At 53.1% G+C, this 26,500-nt stretch carries 18 protein-coding genes and 1 pseudogene; 8 read left to right on the top strand and 11 right to left on the bottom strand.

What is annotated here, in order from left to right; all coding sequences use genetic code 11:
- Together phnX and ACE2AA_RS04460 are read right to left on the bottom strand one after the other, a co-directional pair.
- On the bottom strand, positions 1-813 hold the full coding sequence (phnX, locus tag ACE2AA_RS04465; RefSeq protein ID WP_395371412.1) for a phosphonoacetaldehyde hydrolase: 813 nt from the start codon (positions 811-813) through the stop codon (positions 1-3).
- Positions 814-841: 28 nt separating this feature from the next.
- The gene (locus ACE2AA_RS04460; protein ID WP_395371410.1) at positions 842-2,044 is read right to left on the bottom strand and encodes a 2-aminoethylphosphonate--pyruvate transaminase; all 1,203 of its coding nucleotides are present in this window, start codon (positions 2,042-2,044) and stop codon (positions 842-844) included.
- Positions 2,045-2,154: 110 nt separating this feature from the next.
- Here ACE2AA_RS04460 and ACE2AA_RS04455 point away from each other — a divergent pair, with 110 nt between their 5' ends.
- The gene (locus tag ACE2AA_RS04455; protein WP_395371408.1) at positions 2,155-3,066 is read left to right on the top strand and encodes a LysR substrate-binding domain-containing protein; all 912 of its coding nucleotides are present in this window, start codon (positions 2,155-2,157) and stop codon (positions 3,064-3,066) included.
- An 85-nt stretch (positions 3,067-3,151) separates the two neighbouring features.
- Here ACE2AA_RS04455 and ACE2AA_RS04450 read toward each other — a convergent pair whose 3' ends face one another.
- Positions 3,152-4,009 carry a LysR family transcriptional regulator gene (locus ACE2AA_RS04450; RefSeq protein WP_395371406.1) on the bottom strand — a complete coding sequence of 286 codons (858 nt, stop codon included), beginning with the start codon at positions 4,007-4,009 and terminating at the stop codon, positions 3,152-3,154.
- Positions 4,010-4,119: 110 nt separating this feature from the next.
- Here ACE2AA_RS04450 and ACE2AA_RS04445 point away from each other — a divergent pair, with 110 nt between their 5' ends.
- On the top strand, positions 4,120-5,427 hold the full coding sequence (locus tag ACE2AA_RS04445) for an aspartate aminotransferase family protein (RefSeq protein WP_395371404.1): 1,308 nt from the start codon (positions 4,120-4,122) through the stop codon (positions 5,425-5,427).
- A gap of 590 nt (positions 5,428-6,017) precedes the next feature.
- Here ACE2AA_RS04445 and ACE2AA_RS04440 read toward each other — a convergent pair.
- From ACE2AA_RS04440 to ACE2AA_RS04425, 4 genes are all read right to left on the bottom strand, one after another.
- The gene (locus ACE2AA_RS04440) at positions 6,018-7,418 is read right to left on the bottom strand and encodes an amino acid permease (RefSeq protein WP_395371402.1); all 1,401 of its coding nucleotides are present in this window, start codon (positions 7,416-7,418) and stop codon (positions 6,018-6,020) included.
- 242 nt (positions 7,419-7,660) lie between these two features.
- Complete coding sequence (locus ACE2AA_RS04435; RefSeq protein WP_395371400.1) at positions 7,661-8,497, bottom strand: DMT family transporter; 837 nt, start codon at positions 8,495-8,497, stop codon at positions 7,661-7,663.
- Between the two features lie 101 nt (positions 8,498-8,598).
- Positions 8,599-9,981, bottom strand: a complete 1,383-nt coding sequence (locus tag ACE2AA_RS04430; RefSeq protein ID WP_395371398.1) for an aspartate aminotransferase family protein — start codon at positions 9,979-9,981, stop codon at positions 8,599-8,601.
- A 36-nt stretch (positions 9,982-10,017) separates the two neighbouring features.
- Positions 10,018-10,779 carry an SDR family NAD(P)-dependent oxidoreductase gene (locus ACE2AA_RS04425; protein WP_395371396.1) on the bottom strand — a complete coding sequence of 254 codons (762 nt, stop codon included), beginning with the start codon at positions 10,777-10,779 and terminating at the stop codon, positions 10,018-10,020.
- A gap of 290 nt (positions 10,780-11,069) precedes the next feature.
- Between ACE2AA_RS04425 and ACE2AA_RS04420 the strand changes: the two genes are divergently transcribed.
- Complete coding sequence (locus ACE2AA_RS04420; protein ID WP_395371394.1) at positions 11,070-11,744, top strand: GntR family transcriptional regulator; 675 nt, start codon at positions 11,070-11,072, stop codon at positions 11,742-11,744.
- A 16-nt stretch (positions 11,745-11,760) separates the two neighbouring features.
- Here ACE2AA_RS04420 and ACE2AA_RS04415 read toward each other — a convergent pair.
- A pseudogene (locus tag ACE2AA_RS04415) lies at positions 11,761-12,459 on the bottom strand (transposase).
- Entirely contained in the window at positions 12,392-12,556 is a 165-nt protein-coding gene (locus ACE2AA_RS04410) for a hypothetical protein (protein WP_395372246.1), read from the bottom strand. The pseudogene ACE2AA_RS04415 and the gene ACE2AA_RS04410 overlap by 68 nt, the downstream one beginning before the upstream one ends.
- Before the next feature lie 156 nt (positions 12,557-12,712).
- Between ACE2AA_RS04410 and ACE2AA_RS04405 the strand changes: the two genes are divergently transcribed.
- The 5 genes from ACE2AA_RS04405 to ACE2AA_RS04385 all read left to right on the top strand — a co-directional run bounded on the left by ACE2AA_RS04405 (position 12,713) and on the right by ACE2AA_RS04385 (position 20,659).
- The gene (locus ACE2AA_RS04405) at positions 12,713-13,795 is read left to right on the top strand and encodes a phosphotransferase (protein ID WP_395371392.1); all 1,083 of its coding nucleotides are present in this window, start codon (positions 12,713-12,715) and stop codon (positions 13,793-13,795) included.
- A gap of 24 nt (positions 13,796-13,819) precedes the next feature.
- Positions 13,820-15,166 carry an aspartate aminotransferase family protein gene (locus tag ACE2AA_RS04400; RefSeq protein WP_395371390.1) on the top strand — a complete coding sequence of 449 codons (1,347 nt, stop codon included), beginning with the start codon at positions 13,820-13,822 and terminating at the stop codon, positions 15,164-15,166.
- Between the two features lie 245 nt (positions 15,167-15,411).
- Positions 15,412-15,765 (top strand): EthD family reductase, encoded by a 354-nt coding sequence (locus ACE2AA_RS04395; protein ID WP_227000609.1) that lies wholly within the window; start codon positions 15,412-15,414, stop codon positions 15,763-15,765.
- An 862-nt stretch (positions 15,766-16,627) separates the two neighbouring features.
- Entirely contained in the window at positions 16,628-18,856 is a 2,229-nt protein-coding gene (locus tag ACE2AA_RS04390; RefSeq protein ID WP_227002289.1) for a TonB-dependent receptor domain-containing protein, read from the top strand.
- A gap of 1,110 nt (positions 18,857-19,966) precedes the next feature.
- Positions 19,967-20,659: a GntR family transcriptional regulator gene (locus ACE2AA_RS04385; RefSeq protein WP_395371387.1), complete on the top strand. Its 693-nt coding sequence runs from the start codon at positions 19,967-19,969 to the stop codon at positions 20,657-20,659.
- 291 nt (positions 20,660-20,950) lie between these two features.
- Here ACE2AA_RS04385 and putA read toward each other — a convergent pair whose 3' ends face one another.
- A complete protein-coding gene (gene putA, locus ACE2AA_RS04380; RefSeq protein ID WP_395371386.1) occupies positions 20,951-24,586 on the bottom strand; it encodes a bifunctional proline dehydrogenase/L-glutamate gamma-semialdehyde dehydrogenase PutA in 3,636 nt (1,211 codons plus the stop codon).
- Positions 24,587-24,963: 377 nt separating this feature from the next.
- Entirely contained in the window at positions 24,964-26,304 is a 1,341-nt protein-coding gene (locus ACE2AA_RS04375) for a sorbosone dehydrogenase family protein (RefSeq protein WP_141299199.1), read from the bottom strand.
- Positions 26,305-26,500: the final 196 nt, after the last annotated feature.

The raw sequence follows: 26,500 nt of genomic DNA, 5'->3' as shown, positions 1-26,500 counted from the left end.
TCAGGGGTGCTCGCCACGGGCCATACGACCATCGAACGCCCATAAGACAGGCAGAAGGTCTGCTACCGAATCAATAACGACATGCGCGCCCGCCGCAGTCAACTGGGCGTATGCTGCTGCGCGCTTTGCTGCGAATTCCAGATCTGGCAGGGCTGCCATTTCCTCCGGCGCATAGCCAAAGGCATTGCCGCTCAGCGCCACGCCTACTGTCCATGCGCCTGCGTTGATGCCTTCATCAATTCCTACGGGGGTATCGTCAACCTTTACGGTGGCATGGGTGGGCCAGACGTTCATCTGCGCCAGGGCGTGCCAGACCATGAAGGGGCTTGGTCGTCCTTCTGTTGTTTCCCCCGAACAGACAAGGCTATCGACACTAACCCCCAGTCGCGCGGCAACAGGCAGGATTTCGTTCATGATTTCGCGGGTATAGCCTGTAGTGGACCCGATCTTCAGCCCCCTCTGCCGCAAGGCCGCCAGCACGTCCGCCGCGCCGGGGATGATATCGGCATGCCTGCTGGCGACCGAGACATTTTTGGGCACGAATACGGCATATATCGCATCGATATCCCGCTCGGTTGGGGGGGCGCCATGGCGCTGACGCCACGCCTCATGAATACGCGGCTGCGCCAGCAGGGCGGCAATATGGGGACGTTTCGCCATGCCCATCGGTATCCGCGCTTCCTCAATTGTAATGGTCACACCGAATTGCGCGAAAGCCTCGACAAAAACCCCCATCGGGGCGCGTGATCCATAATCGACCAAGGTACCGGCCCAGTCAAAAATGACGGCTCTGAGATGTCTGAATGACTGCATTTTTTAAATCTCCTGCTTGGAAAACGGGTCAGGCCAACGCGGCGGCATCTCGCGCCGCCAGACTGGCGGCTGACGGTGCGGCATGGGGAATACCCAACGCCGCCAGGGATTCCTTTGCCGCGGCAACTACCCTTTTCATGACATCCGGCCCGAAATGACCGATGCAGCCGATACGGAAACTGTCAACAAGTGTCAGTTTTCCGGGGTAAATGATGAAGCCTTTTTCTTTCATCAGGTCATAGAATTTCCTGAAATAAAATAACTCATGTCCGGGCGTAAGAAACGTAACAATAATGGGGGATAACCACTGTTCTCCCAGCAATGTCTCGAAACCCAGCGCCTGCATGCCGGCAACCAGCGTGTCACGGTTGGCGGTATAGCGTTCCAGCCGGGCAGGCTGGCCGCCTTGGGCCATATACAACCGCAATGCTTCAACAAAGGCGGCTACAACATGAGTGGGAGGCGTAAAGCGCCATTGTCCGGTGGTGTTCATGATACGCCACTGCTCATGCAGGTCCAGACTCAGGGAATGGCTACGTCCTTCTGCCTGCTCGAATGCTGTCTTGCGGGCAATGATAAATCCAAAACCCGGCACACCCTCGATGCATTTATTGGCGGATGAAACCATGGCCTCATACTGCAGGGTTTCGATATCAAGATTAACGGCCCCGAATGCGCTCATGGAATCAATCAGTAACTTGCGACCGTGGGCTGCCGTAACCGCGGCTATTTCCTCTATCGGGTTAAGGATGCCGGAACTTGTTTCGCAATGCACGACAATGACATGGGTAATGGCTGCATCTTCCGCCAGTATCCGGGCGACTTCGGCTCCGCGCGGTGGACTGAAATCCCCCTTGTCCAGTACGCGGCAGGCGCGCCCCAGATAGCCGAGTGTTTTGACAATACGCTGCCCATAGGCACCATTGACAAGCACCAGCACCTTACTGTCGTGCGGCACAATACTGCCAAGCATGGCTTCGACACAGAAGGTACCGCTTCCCTGCATTGGAATACAGTCATAAACGGTGGTGTTGCCAGCGATTTCCAGCAGGGCACCCCGCAATTCAGCTGTCAGGTCTCGGAATTCCTGATCCCACGATCCCCAGTCCCGCATCATCGCCGCACGGGTCTGGGGCGCGGTTGTAAGGGGGCCGGGGGTCAGGAGATAATGATCGGGTTCCATCAGCAGATCGTCTGGATTACGGGAAGTGTGCTCGATTGTGTCTGACATGTCACCACTCGCCTGATTTGGAATGGACATAACAAAGCGGAGTGATATAGATTTGTAAAATCGATAAAATTAATTCTTGTAACGATTTTACTTATATATCAGTCACGCCAATGCAATATGTCCAACTTCGCGCTTTTCATGCTGTTGCTGAACATGGCAGCTTTTCCCGTGCAGCCAGCGCACTGGGTCTGACACAGCCTGCAATCTCCGATCAGGTGCGTCGTCTGGAGCAGGAATTTGGCGTCACCCTATTCAATAGACGGGGACGTACGGTAAAACTGACCGACCTGGGACGACGTCTGTTGTTGACCACACGGCAGATGTTTATTTATGAGCGCAATGCCCGCCAGTTACTTTCTGCAGAAGGCGCACTGGATGCAGGCAGCCTGCTGATGGTAACAGACGCACCTGATCTGGCAGTTAAAATAATAGCCACTTTCCGCAGACATTACCCCAATGTCATCATTTCACTATCCATTACAAATGCGGAATCCTGTCTGGCCCGTGTGCTGAATAATACGGCGGATATAGCTGTATGCGCTATCTATCCATCGGATTCCCGTATTCGTGGTCAGGAATTACGGCGTGAAAAATTGATGGCTGTCGTTCCCAATACCGATGACTTTGATGAACACGGTCTTACTTTTTCAGAATTCGTACAACATGGCCCCATTTTTCGGGAAGCGCAGTCCGTTACGCAACGCCTGCTTTCCAGGGAACTGGGCAAGCGCGGCATCCAGGTTACACCTACCCTTCTGATTGATGGCCGCGAAGGCATGATTGAGGCCGTTGCCCATGGTCAGGGTGTCGCTGCCATATCTCCCAGCGAATTTATAGGAAATGACCGGGTTCGTCTGGTGCCACTTATTGGGGCAGAGGAAGAAATGATCGAATATATTGTCTCCCTCGCGGATCGGCCGCCTTCAAACCTGCTGGATGCACTTCATGCCATTACACTTGAAATGAATGCATCATCTGTTGCTACCCCTATGCCGATAACATCACGGCGAAAGCCACGATGAACAACCGGGATATCATTATATACATCCCGCCCACGGTTTACGCCGCGTATTCGTTAGCAGAACAATATTTGGACCTGACGTCGTATCATAATTTGGGCAGAGTATGACGAATATGCGTGGCAAACTGTTCGGCCGGATCGCTGCTTACAACCTTATCAAACGCAATGGCTATCCCCAACTGCGGTAGATCTGGCAGGCCGACATCGGGCCCCAGTTCCAGCAGGTCAGGCGGCACGGCTGCACGGGTAAGCACGGCTACAGCCTGACCTGACCGGACAACGGCCGTCAGCCCCGCTAAGCTGGCACTGGCATAGGCAATTCGAAATTTCCTGCCATCATGCTCCAAACTCTTCAGGACCGCCTGATGGTCAAACGTATCAACTTCCGTCAGGGCAAGAGGAAGTGGTATGCTATTCCAGACCGGAAAACCTGTCCTGCCCACCCAGACCAGTGGTTCCATACGGATAATATCATGTTTCGTATGCGGGTTGACAATGGATACAAGAGCCAGATCCAGTTGTTGCTGTTCCAGCATCCTGTTCAGTCTTTGCGTTGACCCACAAACGATTTCAATAAGCACATCCGGATGAACACTGGTAAAGCTGCCGACCAGGCCCGGCAGGAAAGCGGCTGCATAATCGTCAGGACAACCAAAACGTACACTACCGGTCAGGCCCTGCCCTGTTAAATCAGCCAATGCACGGTCATGCGCGCGTAAAATATCACGCGCGTGTGTCAGAAGGCGAAGTCCATGGGCGGTCAATGTTACACCACGCCCACCCCGGTTAAGCAGGCAACGACCCGTCAGATCTTCCAGTCGTTTGACGTGCATGCTCAGGGCGGACTGGGTTTTAGCCAGTTGCAGGGCGGCCCGGCTGAGCGATCCGGTATCGGATATGACGGTAAAGGACCGCAATAGATCAATTTCCAGATTATACGGCACGATATCAAATTTCTTTATACCTTGTATCAAAACTATTCGCTGCGCTTAATATTGTCAATGCAATATCATTCCGGGAAACCATGGTCACACGCACGCAGGAGCGCGTATTCATGCCTGAATCCAAGAACAATGATCCCAGGTTCTGGGAAAATGCACGGGAACATATTATCCGTTATGGCGGCACCTTCGAGCATCTGATTATCGAACGCGCCAAAGGTAGTTTTGTGTACGATGCTGACGGGCGCGCCATTCTTGACTTTACTTCCGGGCAGATGAGTGCGGTTCTGGGACATTGCCACCCGGATATCGCAGCCGTCATTGCCGAGGGCAGCCGTAATCTTGATCATCTCTTCAGTGGTATGCTGTCACGTCCGGTTGTCGATCTGGCAACTGCACTGGCCAAGACATTGCCCGATGGGCTGGACCGCACCATTTTGCTGAGCACAGGGGCGGAATCCAACGAAGCGGCAATCCGCATGGCCAAGCTGGTCACGGGAAAATACGAAATCGTAAGCTTTGCCCAATCGTGGCATGGGATGACAGGTTCGGCTGCATCCGCAACCTATAGTGCGGGCCGCCGGGGCGTGGGCCCATCAGCCGTAGGCTCCTTCGCCATTCCCACGCCGTTTCCCTATCGACCCCGCTTTGAAAAGAACGGGATTTATGACTGGAGTGCTGAACTGGATTATGCTTTTGACCTGGTGGACCGGCAGTCCACTGGTAATCTGGCAGCGTTTATTGCGGAACCTATCCTGAGTTCTGGCGGAATTATTGACCTGCCAGTTGGTTATCTGGCCCTGCTGCAGAAAAAATGCCACGAACGTGGCATGCTTCTGATTGTTGACGAGGCCCAGACCGGTGTAGGTCGTACTGGCATGATGTATGCGTTTGAGCGTGACGGGATTGTGCCCGATATCCTTACATTATCCAAGACATTGGGGGCGGGCCTGCCATTGGCAGCAATGATCACATCTGCTGAAATTGAAGAAAAGGCCCACAAACTCGGGTACCTCTTTTATACAACCCATGTGTCGGATCCCCTGCCCGCAGCAGTTGGGCTGAAAGTTCTGGAAGTCGTCAAGCGCGATAATCTTGTTGAACGTGCCAGGCTCATGGGCCAGCGATTGGAAGCGGGCCTTCGTTCCCTGCAGGCACGCCATCAATGTATTGGCGATATTCGCGGGCGTGGCCTTCTTCTCGGTCTGGAAATTGTAAAAGACTGTCAGACAAAGGAAGCGGATGGTGCACGGGGCGAGGCCATTACACGGGCCTGCATGAAACTTGGCCTGAGCATGAATGTCGTGCAGTTGCCAGGTATGGGGGGCGTCTTTCGTATCGCCCCTCCCCTGACCGTAAGCGAGGAGGAAATCGATATGGGGATTGAACTCCTGGGCCGGGCGATTGAAGAGACCCACTGATGGCATCATAACTATTTTCTGCAACCAGTTGATCATGATGTCGGTATGCGGGCTCATCGTGTCAGTCTTTCGAGATCCGGCCAGGCCCGCATACCGACACGGTCTCATCTGCGGTATTGTGCTGTTTTGGGGCCGCGATTAGCGTTGCGTCCAGTATTTGACCGGATATCAGGGTATAGCCAGAATAACTTCGAAGCGTTCCAGCGGAGGCACAATAGCACCGTCTTGCGCCGGGTATCAGCAAAACAGCCAGACAGTCCCAGACTGGAGGCCAGATGGTTGTTGATCAGACATTCCGTCCGCCTATCATGAAGGTTATTCCGATACCGGATTACCAGAATGCGGAATAGCAGTATGGCGTTAAACGGCGAATGACTGCCTTTGCTCAGATCCGGATGAGAGGAAGTCTTCTCCAGATCAGGCTGCAATACCTCAAGATCCACAGTCCGGTCAGACGGGAGCGCCGTGCATCAATGTCAGAAAACAGCTGCTGCATTTGGCTCTCTCCCATTGGGACGAAAAAGACGAAATCATAAAAAACCACTCAAAACCAAGGGATTTTGTGAATCCATCAGGTGAAGATTGAATATTCATCCAATCCCGGATTTTTTATGAACTTCCTGTCGAACAATAGTCCCATCATTCGATTTTATACCTGAACATCTGTTACGAAAAAGTGAAATACTGGTTATCACGATGACAATAAAAGAACTGAATTCTATCTCAAAACGTGTCTGTGCTTCGAACATCATAATAACCAGAACCAGCAGAAAGGATCCAGCCGTCAGGTAAGATAAGATCGGGAACAGCCACATGGGGCAGTCTGGCGTCTGGTTCTGGCGGATCATTTTTTTACGTAGTCTGATCTGCGCCAGGGCAGCTAAAAAATAATCAAATAAAATCAAAGCACCGCTTGCACTTAACAGGAATGTAAAAATGCCCCCCGGGGACAAGGTTGAAAATAGCGCCACAATAGCTTCAACTCCGGCTGCCATTATGATTGCCGCGGTTGGAACGCCCGTGCTTCCCCGCTTGGCTAAAAAGAACGGAGCATCACCGAAAGTCGCCATTTCCATCATCACGCGGGATGTCACATAAATTGCTGAATTAAGGCACGACATGACCGCAATGAACATGACAAAGGCCATCGCTGTCGTTGCATAAGGAATATGTAATTGGGTCAGTGTGGCCAGAAACGGGGAAAAGCCGCTATGAACATCATTTACAGGCAAAATATATAAAATAAGCGCGACTGAAATGACATAAAAAAGCAGGATCTTGATTGGCACGGAATTGGCAGCACGCGCGACACTTACACTGGGATTGCGCGTTTCAAGGGCAGCAACAGTCGCTATTTCCGATCCGGTCAGGGACATCATGATGGTCGGAATGATGGTAATGACAGCCAGGACACCATGCGGTAGCATATTCTGTGCTGTCACGGCCGATTGAATGGGAAAGGTATTGATAAGTCCAAAAATGGACAGAACACAGACTGTTATAAAAATACAGACTGCGCTGATTTTCATGAAGGATAGCCAGTATTCAAATTCGCCATACCCGCGAACTGAAAACAGGTTGCTTGCTGTCATGATCGCAATCAGGATACCTTCTATTGCTACTCTGGGCAGGCTAATCCAGTTTTCAATCAGGCCAGCCCCTGCGATGACTTCCGTACCTGCTATGATGGCCCATAATATCCAGTAGGCCCAACCTGCGACAAAGGCGGCATGCGGACCCAGGCCACGACGGATCTGAATAATGAACGACCCCGATCTGGGGGAGTTCAGAACCATTTCCCCCAGCATCCGCATAATCATCATGGTCTGGATACCAGCAAAGATATAGGCCAGCAGGACAGCAGGACCAGCACGGGAAATGGCAGCAGAGGAACCTACGAACAGGCCCGCCCCGATGACGCCTCCGATCGCGATCATGGAAACATGTCGTTCACGAAGTTGTCCTGCCGTATTGTCGTTTTCATCAGCCATCAATGCATAACCTTGCATATATATTTGCAAAATCCCAACATGAACCGCAATCATTCTTTATGTGGAAGAAAAAAGCAATAGGTTCTTTTTCCAATGAAAAATTATGTGTAGAAATTGCATAACGTTACATTGAACCAATAAATTTGGTCTCATATATGGCTATATTATTTATGGCATATTGAGAAACCTTGTTATGCGAATGTGGTAACATCCAGGATAACCCAATATTCTGGTTATCAGAATCAGGACATGCGTAACATCATGGCGCCGACGAGAATGATACATACGCCCATCACACGGCGTGATGTCGCCGGTTCTTTGAGGAATATCCATGAAATCAGAGAGCCAAAAAGAATGGATGTCTCGCGCAATGCTGCAATCATGGCAACGGGTGCAACCGTCATCGCCCATAATGCCAGACCATATGATGCGGTCGTTCCCCCGCCACCAATCAGGCCCTGCATCCAGTAATGACGGATATATTCCTTAAATCTGTCAGGCATCATACAGAACGTACCGATACCCATGGGAAGACCTGTCAGCAGAAAAATCCACAGGGTGTAAGTAATCGGGGCGCCAGACCGACGAACGCCTATGCCATCCACCATCGTATATGCCGCGATGATGATGGCGGTAAACAATATCAGTCTTAATCCATCCTTATTTTCCTCATGATGATTATCCAGCGCCATGCTCAATATGCCCAGACAGATGACACCAATACCCAGCCAGGCCATAAGGGAAAGGGATTCACCCAGCAGGGAAGCACTTAGAATAGCAACAATGAAGGGCGCACTTCCCCGCATCAGGGGATAACCCAGGCTCATATCAACAAGATGATAAACCCGTGCGATCAATATATAATATATGATCTGCAGCATGGCGGATATAAGTATAAATATCCAGCTGGCTGACTGCGGCTGTTTTAAAAATGGCAGGATCAGCGCAGAGATTATGGCAGCCCCACTTGTAACCAGAACGGTTATAAGAATTTTGTCGGTGTTTTTCTTGACAATAGCGTTCCATGTCGCATGCAACAGCGCGGCAAACATCACAATAAAAAAAACAGACAGCGACATTACCGCAAACCCTGGAAATCCATTAAACATCTCTATCAGGCGCAAAAAATCTTATGACGCCTGACAGAATTAAAATATTCAGATGTCGATTTTAAATTCACTTATCCAAAAACAGAGGTCAGTGCCTTATCAAGCGTATCGATGATCTGGTTTGTTTCATCATCATTGATGCTAAGCGCAGGACTGAAGCATAACGTGTTATTCATGCCCGGTAATGAACGGTTTGTCATGCCAATGATGACACCGTCTGACATGCATTTTTTTACAACGGCCTGGACAAGTTTCTCGTCCATAGGTTCCTTCGTTATCCGGTCCTTGACCAGTTCTGCACCGCAGAACAGCCCTTTACCCCGCACGTCACCAATGACCGGATGCTTCGCCATCAGTCCATTCAGGCCGGTCATGAAGCGTTCGCCCATCACCCGCGTATTTTCCAACAGTTCCTCGTCCTCGATAATCCGCATATTTTCCAATGCGGCGACGGGGCCGGACAGGCAGCCACCAAATGTCGAAATATCCCGGAAATAATTCAGTGGGTCATCAGGACTATCCTTGAACAGGTCGAATACAGCCTCGGTCGTAATCATGCAGGAAATGGCAGCATATCCCGATGCCACGCCCTTTGCTACAGTTACAAAATCCGGTTTGATATCGTAATTCTGGTAGCCAAACCATCTGCCGGTACGACCGATCCCGCAGACAACTTCATCAATATGAAGCAGAATATTGTATTTCTTGCATATTTCCTGAACGCGCGGCCAATAACCGACTGGTGGGGTTATGACCCCTCCCCCCGCGGTGATCGGTTCCAGACATATTGCCCCGATCGTATCGGGATCTTCGCGTAAGATCACCTCTTCAATGGCATTTGCCGCCGCCAGGCCATAATCCGGGGCATCAGGATACTGGTTGCGATATTCCAGGCAATGAGGCACTTCGACAAAGCCGGGCGGAAATGGCCCGTAATCCGCACTGCGTTGCGGCTGTCCGCATGCTGCCAATGTCCCTAATGTCGTGCCATGGTAGTCCCGTTCCCGAAACAGGATTTTCCATTTGCGCCCTCCATGATGGCGGGCCGAAATCTGGTGCACCATCTTGAAAACCTTTTCGTTCGCTTCAGAGCCTGAATTGGCATAGTAAACCCTGCTCATGCCGGGCATTTTTTCAATCAGACGCTCAGAAAACAGGGCAGCCCCCACCGAACCGGCCGATCCGGCGAAATAGTTCAGCTTTACCAACTGGTCGCGCACAGCATCGGCAATGGAAACCCGGCCATATCCCACATTCACTGTCCAGACACCGCCGGAAACAGCATCGAGATATTCCCGTCCTTTGATATCCCATAGCCGCAGCCCCTTGCCTTCCACCATAATTGGCGGATCAACAGTCTCATACTGCTTATGCTGCGACAGGTGATGCCAGACATGGTTCCTGTCTGCTTCGATAATGTGACGGTTGTCATTGCCGTCATGAATGTAATTCATGATAATTTTTCCCAGTTTGTAATGTTTTTTAGAAATTCAGCTTTTGCCGATGCCACGACTGACAGCCATGCCACCAGCGGACTGACAGACCGGCATCATTTCGATTTCATTGATATTTACATGCGAAGGCAAGCTGACAATCCAGCTTATGGTCTCGGCAATATCATCCGGCACCAGCGGAAAGGTGTCCTCATAAACCGCAGCGGCTTTTTTATCGTCCCGCAGGCGTACGTTACTGAACTCACTACCACCACACAGGCCGGGCGCAATATTGGTTGCCCGTATGTGCGTGCCCAGCAGGTCACAGCGCAGGTTACGCATAAACTGCGCCACGAATGCTTTCGTGCCGCCATACACATTTGATCCCTGATAGGGATACCGGCCGGCCGTGCTGCCGATTGAAATGACATGCCCTTTGTTCCGGGTTATCATGCCGGGCAGGAATGTGCGCGTCATGTGTACAAGTCCGGTAACATTGGTCTGGATCATCTCATCCCAATTTTCCAGATCCGCATCCTGTGCGCATTCCAGCCCTCGCGCCAGCCCCGCGTTATTGACCAGAATGTCGACCGCACGCCATTCCGCCAGCAATGCCTCGGGCAATGCCTTGACTGCAGTCGCATCAGAAACGTCCAGTTGTATGGGTAGAAGGTTCGTCCCGAGTTCCGCCTGCAGTTCCTTCAGTCGTTCAATACGGCGGCCTGTTGCAATAACACGGTAACCATCCGCCACCAGTCGTTTGGCAATCGCCCATCCAAATCCTGCCGTAGCACCTGTAACCAGAACCGTTCCCCGCATTTATATCTCTCCGCTTGCGTCAGGCAGTGAAAACATGATGATGCCAGTAGTGACTGCACGCGCCGCAAATCATAGAGCCAGTTGGGACAAAAGAGCGTGCCAATGCTGTCGGCAAGTAATGTTCAGGCGTATGGCACATGTCCAGAAACGTGATCGAAAATGAATCGGGATGACGACCCGCTGGCAGTGGCGAGAACCGTTACGGTCTTCCCTGCCCTCGCTATTGTTTGCGTGAGTGTATACATTGTGCGTCAGTCATTGAGCATGATCGTCATGAAAGGCTGGATCTGGTGGCGGGACTAAAAAAAATCGGGCGGCAAAGTCTGGAGGCACAGGCGACGACAGCGATTGAACAGGCCATCATCAATGGTCATTTCAAGCCGGGATCACGTCTTACGGAAGTGACGTTATCTGAACAGCTGGGTCTGTCCCGTGGACCAGTCCGGGCCGCACTGACCAAGCTTTCAACTGCTGGTCTTATCGTACAGCATCCCTATGCCAGTTGGGAGGTCATCGCCTTTTCTGACAAGGATATATGGGAGTTGTTCACTTTACGGGCCTCACTGGAATGCCTGGCGATCGAACTGGCCATGCGGCGCTTTTCCCCTGCGGCAAACCGACGTTTACAGAACGCGTTGAAAAAGCTTGAGGATGCTTGTGCCCGAGATGACTTTGCGGCAACCAGCAACAGCGATTTTGCATTCCACAAGACGATTGTCGAACTGTCGGACCACGGCCTGCTGGTGGAACATTTTGAACGTGTGGAAATGCGGATCAAGATGTTGATCAGTTCCTCCAACCTTCGCCTGCCCTCCTCTGCTGAACTTCTTGCACAGCATGTGCCGATTGCCGATGCCTTTGCCCGACAGGACATAGTCCTGAGCCAGCAGACCCTACGCGCACATATTCTGGATGAAGGTCGGGCACTCATTGATGATTATGAAAAAAAACCATCTGCTGCCTGAGAGACTTTTTGGAAATTCATGGATGAGCATTTCGGCGTAACAGGAGGCTTCCCATGGCGATGTGGATCATGGCCTCTGCCACGTCGACACGTTGCTTGTAATCCTCACCAGTTGGCGCCAGCGGATCATCCTGCCTAATGTCCGTTCAGCGACCTATCGACGCGGCAGGATTTCAAACCCCTTTGCCGTATCGAACCGGTGAATGATCCAGCCCGTGAAGTCAGGAAAGGCGGCCCTGTCCATCAACCGCAGGCGGCCATCCGTATTGACGGCAATGTGCCGCTTGCGACCAACGACTCTCCTGCCGGCGTCCTAACCCCGTTCCTTTGCATGGACGGCCTTGATGCCCTGGCTGTCGATGACAACCACCGGATGGAGTGGCCTCGCGTCCCGTGGCTTCACAATCGAGCATCAGGCAGACATCATGGATGGTTTCGGCCACGAAACGGCGCATCAGCCTGCGGAACGACCAATAGACAGTCTGCCATGGACCAAAATGAACCGGCAACATTTCTCATCCGTACCCTGAGCGGACAGGATAGCGCAGCGCATTGATGATCTCGCGTAAATCGGTTGTCCGCTTCCCGCCACGGTGATGCGCAGGCAGAATCAGAGGGGCTATGCGCTCCCATTCCTCATCGGTCAGATCAGAGGGATAGCGTTTCGTCCTGCGCGTAATGCTGGTCATACGGTCTCGTTGTGCTGGTATCCACATCCTGCGTTTGAATCACGCTCAAACCGTCTTGAAAACCTATCACATCGAATTTCCAAAAGGGTTCCGGGCCGTCATGGGCGTTTTCATGGTTTTTCATTGTTATCAGACCCTGCCGGGGTGCTTGACAGTGCATTCATGCGACGGAATTAAAATTGGAGATTGTAGACAACCTACAGGCATGCGTATGCTGCCCGGATAGTCCGATTCGGATAAGAAATAAAATTATTCAAGACAAAGGTCAGGTAAGATACTTATGGCTCCTTCCAGATCATATGATCCGTCCCCCACACTTATGGGGGATCTGGCAGCCGATTTCGTAAGGATGCCCGAAACGGAAGCTGGACAGATTGGTCTTTCCCATTATGGCATACAGGGAACGGCCGAGCGGCTTTCAACGGAAAAGGACGACACATTCCGCCTCACGGCGTCGGATGACCGTCATTACATTCTCAAGATTGCCAATCCGGCTGAACCGGAAGAAGAAATTGCAGCACAGGTTGCGCTGCTTGAACACCTGGCATTCAACGCCCCGACATTACCGGTCCCGCGCGTTATTCCCAATCATGATGGTCAGTCCCTGCCGGTCGTTATCGATGCGGCAGGACAGACCCGGCGTATGCGGCTTATGTCCTATCTGGCTGGAAGACCACTCGACAGCACGGATACGAACGGCACCGAACGCGAAAAAGTGGGGGAACTGGAGGCGGCCCTGCGTCTGGCAATGGCAGATTTTACGCATCCGGGCTGTAATCGGACCGTATTATGGGATGTCCGCAATCTTGCGCTGCTGCAGCCGCTGCTAAACGAAATAACCAATGACAGCCAACGCTTGGCACTATCGGGTGCGATGACGCGCTTCCTTGAAATGCAGCCGGAAATTAACCAGTTGCGGATGCAGGTCGTGCATAATGATTTCAGCCGGTCCAATATCATTGTCGATCATAACGCCGAAAAATTTGTCACGGGCGTTATCGATTTTGGTGATGCCGTCTATACGGCCATTGCCATAGATGTTTCGACAGCGCTGCTTAATCAGTTGCCTTCCCGCATTGATGATCCCGTCCGTGACAATATCTTCCGGTATGGATATGACCTTCTGCGTGGCTATCTGCGTATCGCGGATCTGACCCAGGCGGAAATGTGGCTACTTCCCCATCTGGTCATGGGGCGTATCGTCGCGCGTACCCTGATTACGTTATGGCGTGCCCGTCTTTTCCCCGATAACGAAACCTATATCCTGCGAAATACCCATCAGGGCTGGGCACAGCTTGACTGGTTTCTCATGCGTAGTCCGGATGAAGTCTCACGGTCGTTCATTTCAGGTTTTCATCAGTAAATCCCATCAAAAGGTGTCCCGTAAATGACAATGCCCCCCAAACATGCCACCATGGTCAATGCCTTCAGCCCGGATAATATGGCATCACTTGATCCAGTGATGCAGGATTCCGTTAAAAAGCGTCTCCGTCTGCTTGGTCCGGCCTATCGCCTGTTTTACCAGAACCCTGTCCAGGTGAGCAGAGGGGCCGGCGTACATCTGTATGATCGCGACGGGCAGGAATATCTTGATGCCTATAATAATGTGGTCTCGGTTGGTCATGCCCATCCGCGCGTTGCTGACGCCATCTGCAGGCAGGCCCATACATTATGTACGCATACCCGTTACGTGCAGGATGGCATTTTACGTTATTCCGATGAAATCCTGAGTACATTTGGCGGGCAACTCGGGATGTCCGGTCACATGATGTATACCTGTACCGGATCGGAAGCCAATGATCTGGCCTTACGGATTGCGCAGCATCATACCGGCAGGAATGGCATCATCATCACATCCGAAGCCTATCATGGCAATTCGTACCTGACGGCCGGGCTGTCTCCATCCCTTGGTGCGCGTTCCCCATTGGGAACGTGGGTTCGGCGCATACCCGCACCGGATTCCTATCGCCTGCCCAGCAAGGATATGGGGGCATGGTTTGCCGACTGCGTGCGTGCACAGATCCATGATCTGGAACGACATGGTAACGGACTTGCCGCTTTCATCGCGGATTCCATTTTTTCGTCCGATGGAATCTATGCCTTCCCGACCGATCTGCTGGCACCCGTTGCGGAAGTCGTGCGTGAAGCTGGTGGGGTGTTCATCGCTGATGAAGTACAATCTGGTTTTGGTCGTACCGGGGACAAATTATGGGGCTATCAGCGTCATGGTGTAGATCCGGATATTGTATCCATGGGCAAGCCGATGGGAAATGGTTTTCCTGTCGCTGCTATTGCCGTCCGTCCAGAAATTGTCGCAAAATTTGGCGGCGATATGCGCTATTTCAATACATTTGGCGGAAATTCGGTTGCGATTGCGGCAGCACAGGCAACCCTTGATGTGATCCGCGATGAACAGCTTATCGAAAACGCGCAGCGGGTAGGTGTCTTTCTGCGCAAGGGATTGCGGGAACTTCAGACACGTTACCCGCAAATGGGCGATATACGGGGTGCCGGACTGTATATCGGCGTTGAGATGGTAAAGGATCCAGTTGGCAAACAGCCGGATGCGGCACTGGCGTCTGCCATCGTAAATGGTCTGCGCGAACGTCGGGTCCTGATTTCCGCTACTGGGTTTTATGCCAATATTCTGAAAATCCGACCACCGCTGGTTTTCTCTGAAAATGATGCCTCCCGTCTGATAGAAGAACTGGAACGCGTGTTATCCAATCTATGAAATAATGATATGATATACATGTGCAGGTGCGTCACATATCACCTGTACATATTTTATAATTACTTTTAAGAAACTATAACCACAAATTCTTGAAACACGATTTTATCCGGCATATATAGAGGTCTGTATCAATAATTTTATTTATTCACCACTTCGTGATGTAGGTGATTTATTATTGAACGGTTGTTTTGTTTTCCTGATTAATGAGCTACAGCATATGAATGTGCGGCATATTTCTGGCGGGCATGGCCCCGCCAGAGGTGGCGGCGCACCAGATTGATGACTTTTTGGGAAAAATCATGACTACAATGTACGTTACCTACCCTGGAAAATCTGACGCATGGTTCGATCGCGACTATTATGTGACGCATCATATGCCACTGGTTATGGAAGCATGGAGCAGCATTGGTCTGAAATCCGCTACGGCCTTTTTCCCGACTGACACCACCAACGGGACGGTTGCAATCTGTGAATGTCAGTTCAAGGATGAAAGCGCCCTTCAGGCTGCTCTAGCATCCCCTGAAACACCTCGTGTTCTGGCTGATCTGAAGAATTTTACAAAAATCGAACCTGTTCTTCAGCGTGGAATTAATATTTGATATTATAATATATAAAATATTAATTTTACCATTTTCTGTTCTATGTATTCAGACAGGCCGTATAATGTATATTATATACATTATACGGCTTTTTTTTGTTTTGAAAATGTTCCAAAAATAGTTTCCTGCGTTAGATGGCGGCTTGCCTGCCCCGCGTCATTCCACCTTATGCTTGGGACATGTGCTGTTGGTTACGTACAGCCAGTCGGCTTCGGCTCATTCGCCTTGGGTTCGATATCTGGCATTATAAAATGTAGAAATTGGCGTTGGCGCCATAAGGATATTTACGTTACCAATTTATAGTAACGTAGAAATTTTTGCTTTTATTCCTGCCAAATTTACTCGATTGAGTTCAGTCGCAACCTGATCTCGAAACGGCATGTATTGCAAACGATGAATGTTAATAAAAATTGTGTTGTAATTTTGCCATACCCAAAACCGTTCATCATTCAGCGGGGTTTGAACGTTTGACAGTTCATCGTTTCAAAAAATAGGATCGATAACGAAATTATGGTTCATGAGAAACAGTATAAAACAACAAATCAACAGAAACAAAAACGTTCGTGGGTACACATTTCTTATGGGTATTTCTTCGCGCTAGGGCCAATATCTGTTCCGCATTCGACGTGAGAAAAAAATGATAAGATCTCAATTTTTTTGCTCCCTTCTCGTTACGACAGCTTTTATTTCTGCGTTTTCGGAACCTGGATGGGCAGCGCCTGTCAGTAGCGGAAAAACTGTTCGTACCACCGCGAAACCCGTACATACGGCTGCCGCGACCCAGTCTGTCCCTCCGACCCCAAAGGTTGAAACGCTGAACGCCGTCGGGATACGCAGGCGCGCACGTGGCACCCAGATCAGCATGGGGCAACAGGTGCTGCGCACCATGGTGCCAGGCACCAACCCGCTCAAGGCGCTGGCCCAGACCCCGGGCGTCGTGTTTCAGTCGGATGACCCGCAGGGTGTGGATACCTATTCCGTCAACCTGTACATGCATGGTTTTGCCCAGAACGAAATCGGCATGACCATGGATGGCATCCCATTGGGGGAACCGGTCTATCGCGCCTATAACGGCCTTAACCCCGTACAGGCGATCTCATCTGAAAACGTCGAGCGACTGGATGTAACCCAGAGCGCTGGCGCGGAAGGGGCCGCCAGCACCAATAACCTTGGTGGCTCCATCAATTATGTCAGTAGCGACCCGAAAGACCGCATGGGTGGCCAGGCGGCCCAGACTTTCGGCAGCAACAAGATGTACCATACATTCTTCCGTTTCGACAGCGGCGTGCTGAACAAGACGGGCACCAAATTCTACGCGTCCTACATGCGTAATGAAACTGGAAAATGGAAAGGCGGCAGCGACCAGTTCATGCAGCAGGTCAATGCCAAAATTGTGCAGCCCATCGGTCAGGACAGCAAGATCACCGCGTTCTTTGACTGGGATAACCTGCAGCAGACCAACTATCAGGATTATTCGCCTTACTGGATGCAGCATAACGGCACCGGGCTTGATAACTTTATCGGCACGCCCAATGGTTACCAGAATGCTTATAATTATGCTGTAGGTCATGGCCTGCCCTCAAATGTCTATGATGCGCGTGATTCGTCCTATTATGACAGCACCTCCATGTCCTATGACTATTTTGGCGGGCTGACGGCGGACCTGGCGCTAACGAACCACGTCCGTTGGAAAACAACCATCTACGGACATGAGGAATTGACCCGCGGCACCTATACCAACCCCTATGGATGTGGTTCGAACTATTATATCGCCGATCCCACTGGTACAAGCGCCGATGCAGCATATTGTACCAATAATCGGGTTGGTCTGAACGGTAACCCACTGTTTGAACAGACCAAGCGGCCGACAGACCACCGTTACGGTATCCTGTCATCCGTGAGCTATAACGTCGCCCATCACCAGATCACCGGCGGTGTCTGGTATGAAAACAACAAATACGTCTCGGACGAATATGGTTATGCCGTCCCCTTCCCGAAGGAAGGGCAGATGTGGGACCAGTATGGCAACCTGCCGTCAGGTGGACGCGAGTTGTGGGGCCAGACTTATAATACCAATACATTTACTGCATTTGTCGCGGATACGTACCATCCGGTACGCAATCTGGCGCTGCATTTCGGCTTCAAGTCGATGCTTAACACGACCCGCGTCAGTCAGGATGGCAATTATGAACCGTTTACGGGTGTCAGCGCCATCACCGGGGGGGAAAGCCTGACAACGGCAGAGGCCTTCATGCCGCATATCAGCGCGGACTGGACCTTCCTGCACAATCATGAACTGTTCTTTGATATTTCAAAGAATGCGCATGCTTATTCCCAGTCGGGCTACAACCTGACGGCATCCCCCATGGCTGTGTCACAGGCTGCATTTAATGACGCCAAAAGCTCGCTCCGGCCGGAAACGGCCTGGACTTACGCAGTTGGCTACCGTTACCATGACCGTCTGGTGCAGGGATCGATCTATGCCTACCGCACCAACTTCAGCAATCGCATGCAGCAGATCGTGACTGGCGGCACAGTATCCAGCCTGTTGTCCGAAGTACGTAACGTGGGTGGCGTTACCATGAACGGCGTTGATGCCGGTGTTACCTTGACCCCGGTTCGTGGTCTGGCGATTACAAACAGCATCAGCTACAATCATTCCACATACGATAGCGACATGAATGCCTCCGGCACCACGTACGCAACCCACGGCAAACAGGTGGTTGATTACCCACGCCTTATGTATAAGGCACGGGCGGCCTATAACTGGCGCAATGCCGAGTTCTATGTCGATGCGCAGTATATGGGTCAGCGCAGCTATTCCTATACAGGGGATTACCAGCTACCCAGCTACTGGCTGACCAATGTTGGCGCGCGCTACGTAATGGGTGAGATGGGCCATTATAACAAGCACCTGTCTTTCATGCATAACGTGACCTTTGCCTTCAACATCTACAACCTTACTGATACGAAATACGCATCGACTGTTGGCCAGAATGGTTTCCTGATGAGCGATCCGAAGGGGCAGAACCAGTCTATCCTGCTTGGTGCGCCGCGTCAGTTCTTCGGCAGTGTGAAAGCTGATTTCTAACCAGAAAAGATGCATTGACGCGGAACAAGGACAACGAATTTCCCGGCATTGAATATGCCGGGAAATGGGCTTCTGGGGCAGCGTCTTTACATGGCTCCGGTTCCATACATAGGGCACCGAGTGCACGTTTTTAAATCCTCGACCACATTTTCTGCCGAAGCAATGCCAGACGCGGGACATATTGCCAGAACAGGGCATTAACAGCGAGACATGTGGTCAGGAAAAAAGCTATCCGGCATCGATTATAGGATGTGGCGAGATGTCTATATCCGTGACGCATGTGAATATGGTCCTGTTCCGGTTCCATCGTCTATATCGGCAGCTTTCATATCTGGTGGGCTGATACGTGATTTACGTCTGGAAATGCAGGGTTTGAGCCTTTTTGCATCCCGGCCCTCAGCACCAGTCTGTGTTATGGCCAGCTTTGTCAGCCTTCATTGCTGCTTTGGACAAACCATCCGGCAAAGTGATACCGGCCAGCGTGGTTGCTGATATGGCCAGTGGTCATGAAGGAACCGGGTGGACGTCCATCCCTGCCCGTCATGCATAAAGCTTCATGTTCATGCGGCCTCTGGTGCGACGGATCAGCCGAACGGCGTCCCTCCAGCGAGGTCGTGCCAATCATGACCGTTTCTGGTACAGCATTCCCGGTCGGCAGGTCTTCCATGATCGGGGCAGAGCCCCCCGTCCTCCCAGCTTTTCAAACGTTTATAAAACGTCTTGTACGGACTATTGTCCGTGGTGGCAGCACACAGACAGGTCCATTATGCTTGACGAAAGTACTTTCATCCAGCGTACGATGGTCGGCACCACAGGGCTGAATCTGATGCGGCCACCGTCAGCGGGCCGAAAAAAATACATTGTAAATCAAAAGATAATTTAAAAATGGAGTTTGCCGTCCAGCAATCCATCAGGCTGAATTCTTTAGTCATGATCTGCATTTCATCATATGTTCTGCTGGTGATTGTTCACAACAGGCCAGAGATGACTGATAAGACCGTGCCCTGTTTCCTTCCAGACTATTTTAATGACCTGATATTCAATAGCAGCCTGTAAACGCTTATACGGGTGAGGAATGTGATGCCTCCCTCAGGAAAGGACAGAAACCGTATGTTGCCAGATTCCATTTTCGATGCAGCCAGCGGGCAGAAACGGGGGGCTGCCTCGGTAATGGTCAGTGCGGCGCTACGTAATTCCATCCTGTCAGGCATATTGCCTGCGGGCCAGCCCCTGCCACAGTCGGAATTGGCGGCGGGGTTCGGCACCAGCATCATCCCCGTGCGGGAGGCACTGAAGCAACTGGAAGCTGAAGGGCTGGTCACCTTCATGCCCAACCGGGGGGCCATGGTTACGGGCATGTCGGAACAGGATATTATCGAATATTCCGAAATCCGTGCCTCGTTGGAAGAAATGGCAGCCCGTCATGCCGTCAGCCGGATGTCGCGCGTTGATCTTGCGCGGGTGGAGGACGCCTATGATGCCTTTGTGCAGGGTGCGGCACGGGCAACGGGCAGACATCATTCAGGCGAATTGAACCGTGCTTTCCACAACGCGATTTATGCCGCCGCCCAACGCCCGCGTCTGCTGGAAATGATTGATGACCTGCACATACGGCTTAACCGCTATATCCGCAGCCATCTTGAAATCAAAGGGCGTAAGGAAGTCACGGATATCGAACATGAGGCCATCATGCAGGCTTGTCGCCGTCGCGATGCGGAAGAAGTTGCACGCCTGACAAAACGGCATATTCTGGAGGCCGCCGATATTTCCCTGCAGGTCATTCGCGGGCGCATACTGGACTGACAGGCACCCTTTGGCGGGCACATGACAGGGGTGTTGCGTTAATCTGGCTGCGATAGAATGCAGCCCTGTATTCGCGGATCGGGGCACCAACTCGCCTGTTCAGGATAGAACCCGCATCGTTATTCATGTCCGGTCACGCTGTTTATGGTGTGCCGCCAGAAGTCTTTCCGGTTGCCAGCATAACGGTCACCGCTGCATGGTAATGGACAAGCTAGGACCCTACGGTCTGACCAGACGTCAGCCATCAAACATCGTTCCCGATAACCTGGCCGAAAAGGAACAGGAAGCAGTTCAGCCCAGCGTCATCAGGCTGGCGTTACCACCGGCGGCCGTGGTGTTGATGCTCACGGACTGTTCTTCCAGCATACATTCAGCACAGGGCAGCCCACTCCCCGTCAGCCATGCGGAAACGATCGGCCGGTTTTCGTCACACAGTGCCTGTCGGGCGGTGGCGAAGGCCGCATCATCCTTGTCACTCAGGATAATGCTACAGGATTCCGCCGTGGCGCTATCCACAGGCCGGACCCTTGCCCGCACGGCATCAGGCAACGTGGCGTACCATGCAGGCGGCATGACATTGCCCAGTACAAGTGCGGTATTTCCCCCGGCCAGCACAAGGGATATCTGGTCATAAAGCGTCGCCGTGCAGGTTGCGAGGCATAGGACATTGCCGCGACCGGTCAGGTTATAAAGGTTTTCTTCCCCGACCGGGCCGGGCAGGGCCAACGTGCCACCGGTCAGGGGTCTGTCACGCAGGGTCACGGCTGTATTGACCGCAGCCGTTTCCCCCTGTCCCCGCAGCCAGTCTGTCCATGTGGACATTGCTACAGGTGTGTGCCCCTGTATCAGAAGCGGCAGAACGGGTGCCTGCGCCAGCAGCCTGCGCAGGATAAGCGGGCCGCCCGCTTTCGGGCCGGTACCCGACAGGCCACGCCCGCCAAAGGGCTGGACACCCACCACCGCCCCGATCGTATTGCGGTTTACATACAGATTGCCTGCATCCACCCGTGAGAGAACATGTTTCACTGCGGATTCAATACGTGTATGCAGTCCAAATGTCAGGCCATACCCGGTTGCATTGATGTCAGCCAGTAGCTGATCAAGATTGCGGCGGGAATACCGCAATACATGCAGGACCGGGCCAAACACTTCCTTTCCCATGTCCTGCACGTTCAGGATTTCGATCAGGGTGGGAGGAACAAAGCTGCCACCTGCACAGGCCTTCGGCAAGGGGGGAGCAAAGACCGGTGCGTTTTTGTGACGAAAAGCGTCGATATGCCGGGTAATGTCCTGTGCCGCCCCTACCGTAATGACCGGGCCGACATCGGTGGAAAGCAGGGCGGGATTGCCCATGCCCAGTTCCCGCATGGCGCCGCGTAGCATGGTCAGGACATGATCCGCACAATCTTCCTGTAAGCATAGCAGCCGCAGGGCGGAGCAACGTTGCCCGGCACTGTCAAAAGCCGATGCCACGACATCCGCCACCACCTGTTCGGCCAATGCCGATGAATCAACAATCATGGCGTTCTGCCCCCCTGTTTCCGCAATAAGCGGTACAGGCTGGCCGGTATGCGTGCGTCGTGTCGCAAGCTGGCGGTTGATACCCTGCGCCACGGTGGTGGAACCGGTGAACATGACGCCCGCGATCCGGTCATCCCCCACCAGTAATGCGCCAATATCCCCTGCTCCGGTCAGCAGTTGCACAACGTTTTCGGGAATCCCGGCTTCGTGCAGTATTCCTATGGCCAGGGCCGCAACCAGTGGAGTTTCCTCCGCCGGTTTGGCCACAACCACGTTACCAGCCGCAAGTGCTGCCGCAATCTGGCCCAGAAAAATGGCAAGCGGGAAGTTCCACGGGCTGATACACGCCACCGTGCCAAGAGGGACATGCGTGGCGTTATCAAAATCCCTGCGGATGGTGGCGGCATAATAGCGCAGGAAGTCCACGGCTTCACGCACTTCGGCAACGCCGTTTGGCAGGGATTTCCCGGCTTCCCGTGACAGTAGGGCCAGCAGTTCATTCTGACGGGATTCCAGCAGGCTGGATGCTCTTTCCAGAATGGCGGCACGGGTTGCAGGCGGCGTACTGGCCCAGTCGGCACACGCGGCCCCTGCCCCCGTTATCGCCTGTCTGACAATCTCCGGTGTCGCAGCGACGACTGTCCCGACCTGATCGCGATGATCGGCGGGGTTGGTTACGGGCATGGCCATGCCATCATGCTGCGCACCGGCAACAAGGGGAACGGCTGTCCAGCTTTCCGGGGCTTTTTCTAGCCCGGCCGCCAGTTCGGACAGGACCCGGTCATCAGCCAGATCCAGACCTGCTGAATTGCGGCGTTTCGTGCCGAACAGATCACACGGCCTGCGTATTTCAGGGTGGGGTGCGCCATAAGGGACAAAGCCGCGTGCGACGACCAATGGGTCTTCTACCAGCTTCGCAACCGGAATGGCTTCATCGCCGATCTGGTTTACGAAAGATGAGTTTGCACCATTTTCCAGCAACCGCCGCACCAGATAGGCCAGCAGGGTTTCATGCGTGCCAACCGGGGCATAGATACGGGTCGGGCGATTGAGCCCATCTCGCCCGACCACTTGTGTATATAGCGCTTCCCCCATGCCGTGCAGGCACTGGAATTCATACGATCCCACGTCAAACGGTTCACCAGCCAGCGTGTGGATGGTCGCCAGCGTGCGGGCATTATGCGTGGCAAACTGGGGAAAGATCACATCGCGTGCCGCCAGCAGCTTGCGTGCGCAGGCAATGTAGCTGATATCGGTATGGCATTTGCGGGTATAGACGGGAAAGTCAGGAAGCCCGTCAACCTGTGCTTTCTTGATCTCGCTATCCCAATACGCCCCTTTTACAAGGCGGATCATCAGGCGACGGTTGCTGCGGCGCGCCAGATCAATTATGTAATCCAGCACATAGGGACAACGTTTGCCGTAGGCCTGTACAACAAAACCGATGCCGTTCCAGCCTTCCAGGCCCGGCGTGTGGCACAGTATTTCCAGCAGGTCGAGTGACAGGTCAAGCCGTTCACTTTCTTCCGCGTCGATATTGATGCCGATATCGTAACTGCGTGCCAGCAGGGTCAGTTCCTGCACTACGGGCAGCAGTTCGGTCATGACCCGTTTACGCTGGGCACGGGCATAACGGGGATGCAGAGCCGAGAGCTTGATGGAAATGCCAGGGCGTTCATATACGTTGGCGCCACGGGCGCTGCGCCCGATGGCGTGGATGGCGTGAAGGTAGTCCTGCCGGTAACGGTTGGCATCAGGCGCGGTAAAGGCGGCTTCGCCCAGCATGTCATAGGAATAGGAAAAACCGGCTGCTTCCAGCTTTGCACTGTTGTCACGGGCCAGTTCGATCGTCTCGCCCAGTACGAACTGCTCACCCATAAGCCGCATCGCAGCATCGACCGCCTTGCGGATGACAGGCTTCGTACCGCGGGAGACAAATCCCAGCAGGGCGGATTTCAGGTTGTTTTCGTCATGCCGGGCAACGATCGTCCCCGTCAGCGCCAGTCCCCACGCGGCGGCATTGGCAAAAAGCGGCCGGTCACGTGACATATGTGCCAGCCAGTCGCCATCGCCGATCTTGTCTTCAATCAGTGCATCACGTGTGGCCATGTCGGGAATGCGCAGCAGTGCTTCGGCCAGACACATCAGGGCCACGCCTTCGGCTGAGGACAGGGCAAATTCCTGCACCAGCGTTTCCACAAGACCAGGACTGCGTCCGGCGCGCAGGCCATCCGCCAGACGGGTCGCCAGGACGTCAGTCCGCCCGTTTTCAGTGGGGTCAAGGGTTGCTGCGGATGTCAGTGCCGCAACACATTCGGCTTCCGGTTTGCGGATTGCCTCGATAACAGCCTGACGTAAGGGAGACCGGGATGAAAACGCGGGAGCGAACGTGTCATGAAATGACATGAGTGTCTGTTCCGGTATGTGAAAAGGTATCCTTCTGGCACGCGGTACAGAAGGTTCTGGCATCAGAATGATATCTCCATCGCACGATAATATACGATTTGCAATATCATATATAAAATAGCCTGGCAGTTATCGTGGTTGCGTGGCCCGTGCGGGTTCAGTTGCAGGATGAACACGAATAAAATATGTAAAAACAAATAGTTAAGAACTGGCGGCACCGTTTCAACGTTGCCGCCATCTCCATCGCTTTCAGGGAAAATCTGGGTTGCGCACGGTTCCGTGCGACCTGAACCGTGACGTGGATGCTGTTGCCGGGCTGGTTGGCATCACGCGGTGTCAGTCAGGTCTGTTATGGGCATGCTGCCCGGACGGATCTGTCAGTCGGCCGTGCCTGCCATGCGCCACACAATGCCGCCGACATCATCGGCGACCAGTAATGCCCCGACGCGATCAAGCGTCAGCCCCACCGGACGACCATGCACATGCGCCTCGTCGGGCGTCAGGAAACCGGTCAGCACATCAACAGGCGTCCCTGATGGCTGCCCATTCGCAAAAGGCACGTAAATGACCCTGTAGCCGCTTTTGGGGCGCCGGTTCCATGATCCATGCTGGGCAACAAACAGTCCATGGCGCCATGTCTCCGGCAGCATGGTTGCATCATGCGAAAACGCAATGCCAAGCGAAGCCGTGTGGGGACCCAGCGCATAATCAGGCGCGATCGCCTTTGCCACCAGATCCGGGCGCTGTGGTGAGACACGTGTATCAACATGCTGGCCATAATAACTATAGGGCCAGCCATAGAAGGCCCCTTCCTTCACGGATGTAATGTAGTCGGGCACGAGATCACTGCCAATTTCGTCCCGTTCGTTGACGGCTGCCCACAGCGCGCCACTCTCCGGTTCAAAGGCCAGTCCATTGGGGTTGCGCAGCCCCGTCGCATAGGGCGTCAGCTTTCCTGTGGTCAGATCGAGCCTGTCTATCCTCGCACGCCCCTCCTCCACTTTCATGCCATTATCGGCGACATTGCTGTTGGACCCGATTGTCACATACAGAAAACGACCGTCCGGGCTGGCAAGCAGGTTTTTCGTCCAGTGATGATTATACCCCGCAGGCAGGTCCGTGACCTTTATGCCTGGTGCGGAAATCTGCGTGTCACCGTCATGATAGGGAAAACGGAGAATTTCATTGGCATTTGCGACATAAAGGTCATTGCCAACCAGCGCCATCCCAAAAGGCGAATAAAGATGGTCCAGGAAAACCGTGCGGGTATCCGCTGAACCATTTCCCTTGGTGTCGCGCAGCAGGATGATCCGGTTCGGGCTGGGCGCTCCTGCGCCCACCTTTCCCATCACGAACCCCGCAATACGATTTTTTATCGTCGCAATGTCCGTTTTCGGCGAGTTGCTTTCCGCGACAAGGATATCGCCGTTGGGTAACCGGTAAAGCCATCGCGGGTGGTCGAGGTTTTTCGCATACGGCGCAACCGAAAGCCCCGCTGCCGGTACGGGTTTCTGTTCGCCCGACCAGCCGATGGGCGTTGCGACATTAACGGTCGGGAACAGGGTATGGTTTGGCTGTGGCAGGCGTGGATGGGGACCGGTTCCAGCCATGACAGGAAGCGAGGCCACTTCCGGATGCGCCACAAGTTTCCATGTTACGGCACTGAGCACCGCAAGGCCGATCACGCCGACACTGCCCCAACGTTTCCATGTTTTCATGATGTTCTCCCGGTTTCATGTTATCAGCAGCATTCCGCAATCAATATGATGCATCTTCGCCATCCTGTGACAGAATAAAGCCCGGCCCCCCTGAAAGATGCCTGCGATCGCCCGACCAATGGCTGGCGCTTTCATGGTGTCCGCCGCGCGACAGGTTGGGTACGGGCTTATGACCGCAAACTGGTTGGCCGCGTGA

Source organism: Komagataeibacter diospyri, from assembly GCF_043995075.1.
In the GTDB taxonomy this organism is placed as follows: Bacteria; Pseudomonadota; Alphaproteobacteria; order Acetobacterales; family Acetobacteraceae; genus Komagataeibacter; species Komagataeibacter diospyri.
The sequence above is the reverse complement of the archived record's forward strand: the minus strand, read 5'-3'. Positions and strand labels throughout refer to the sequence as shown.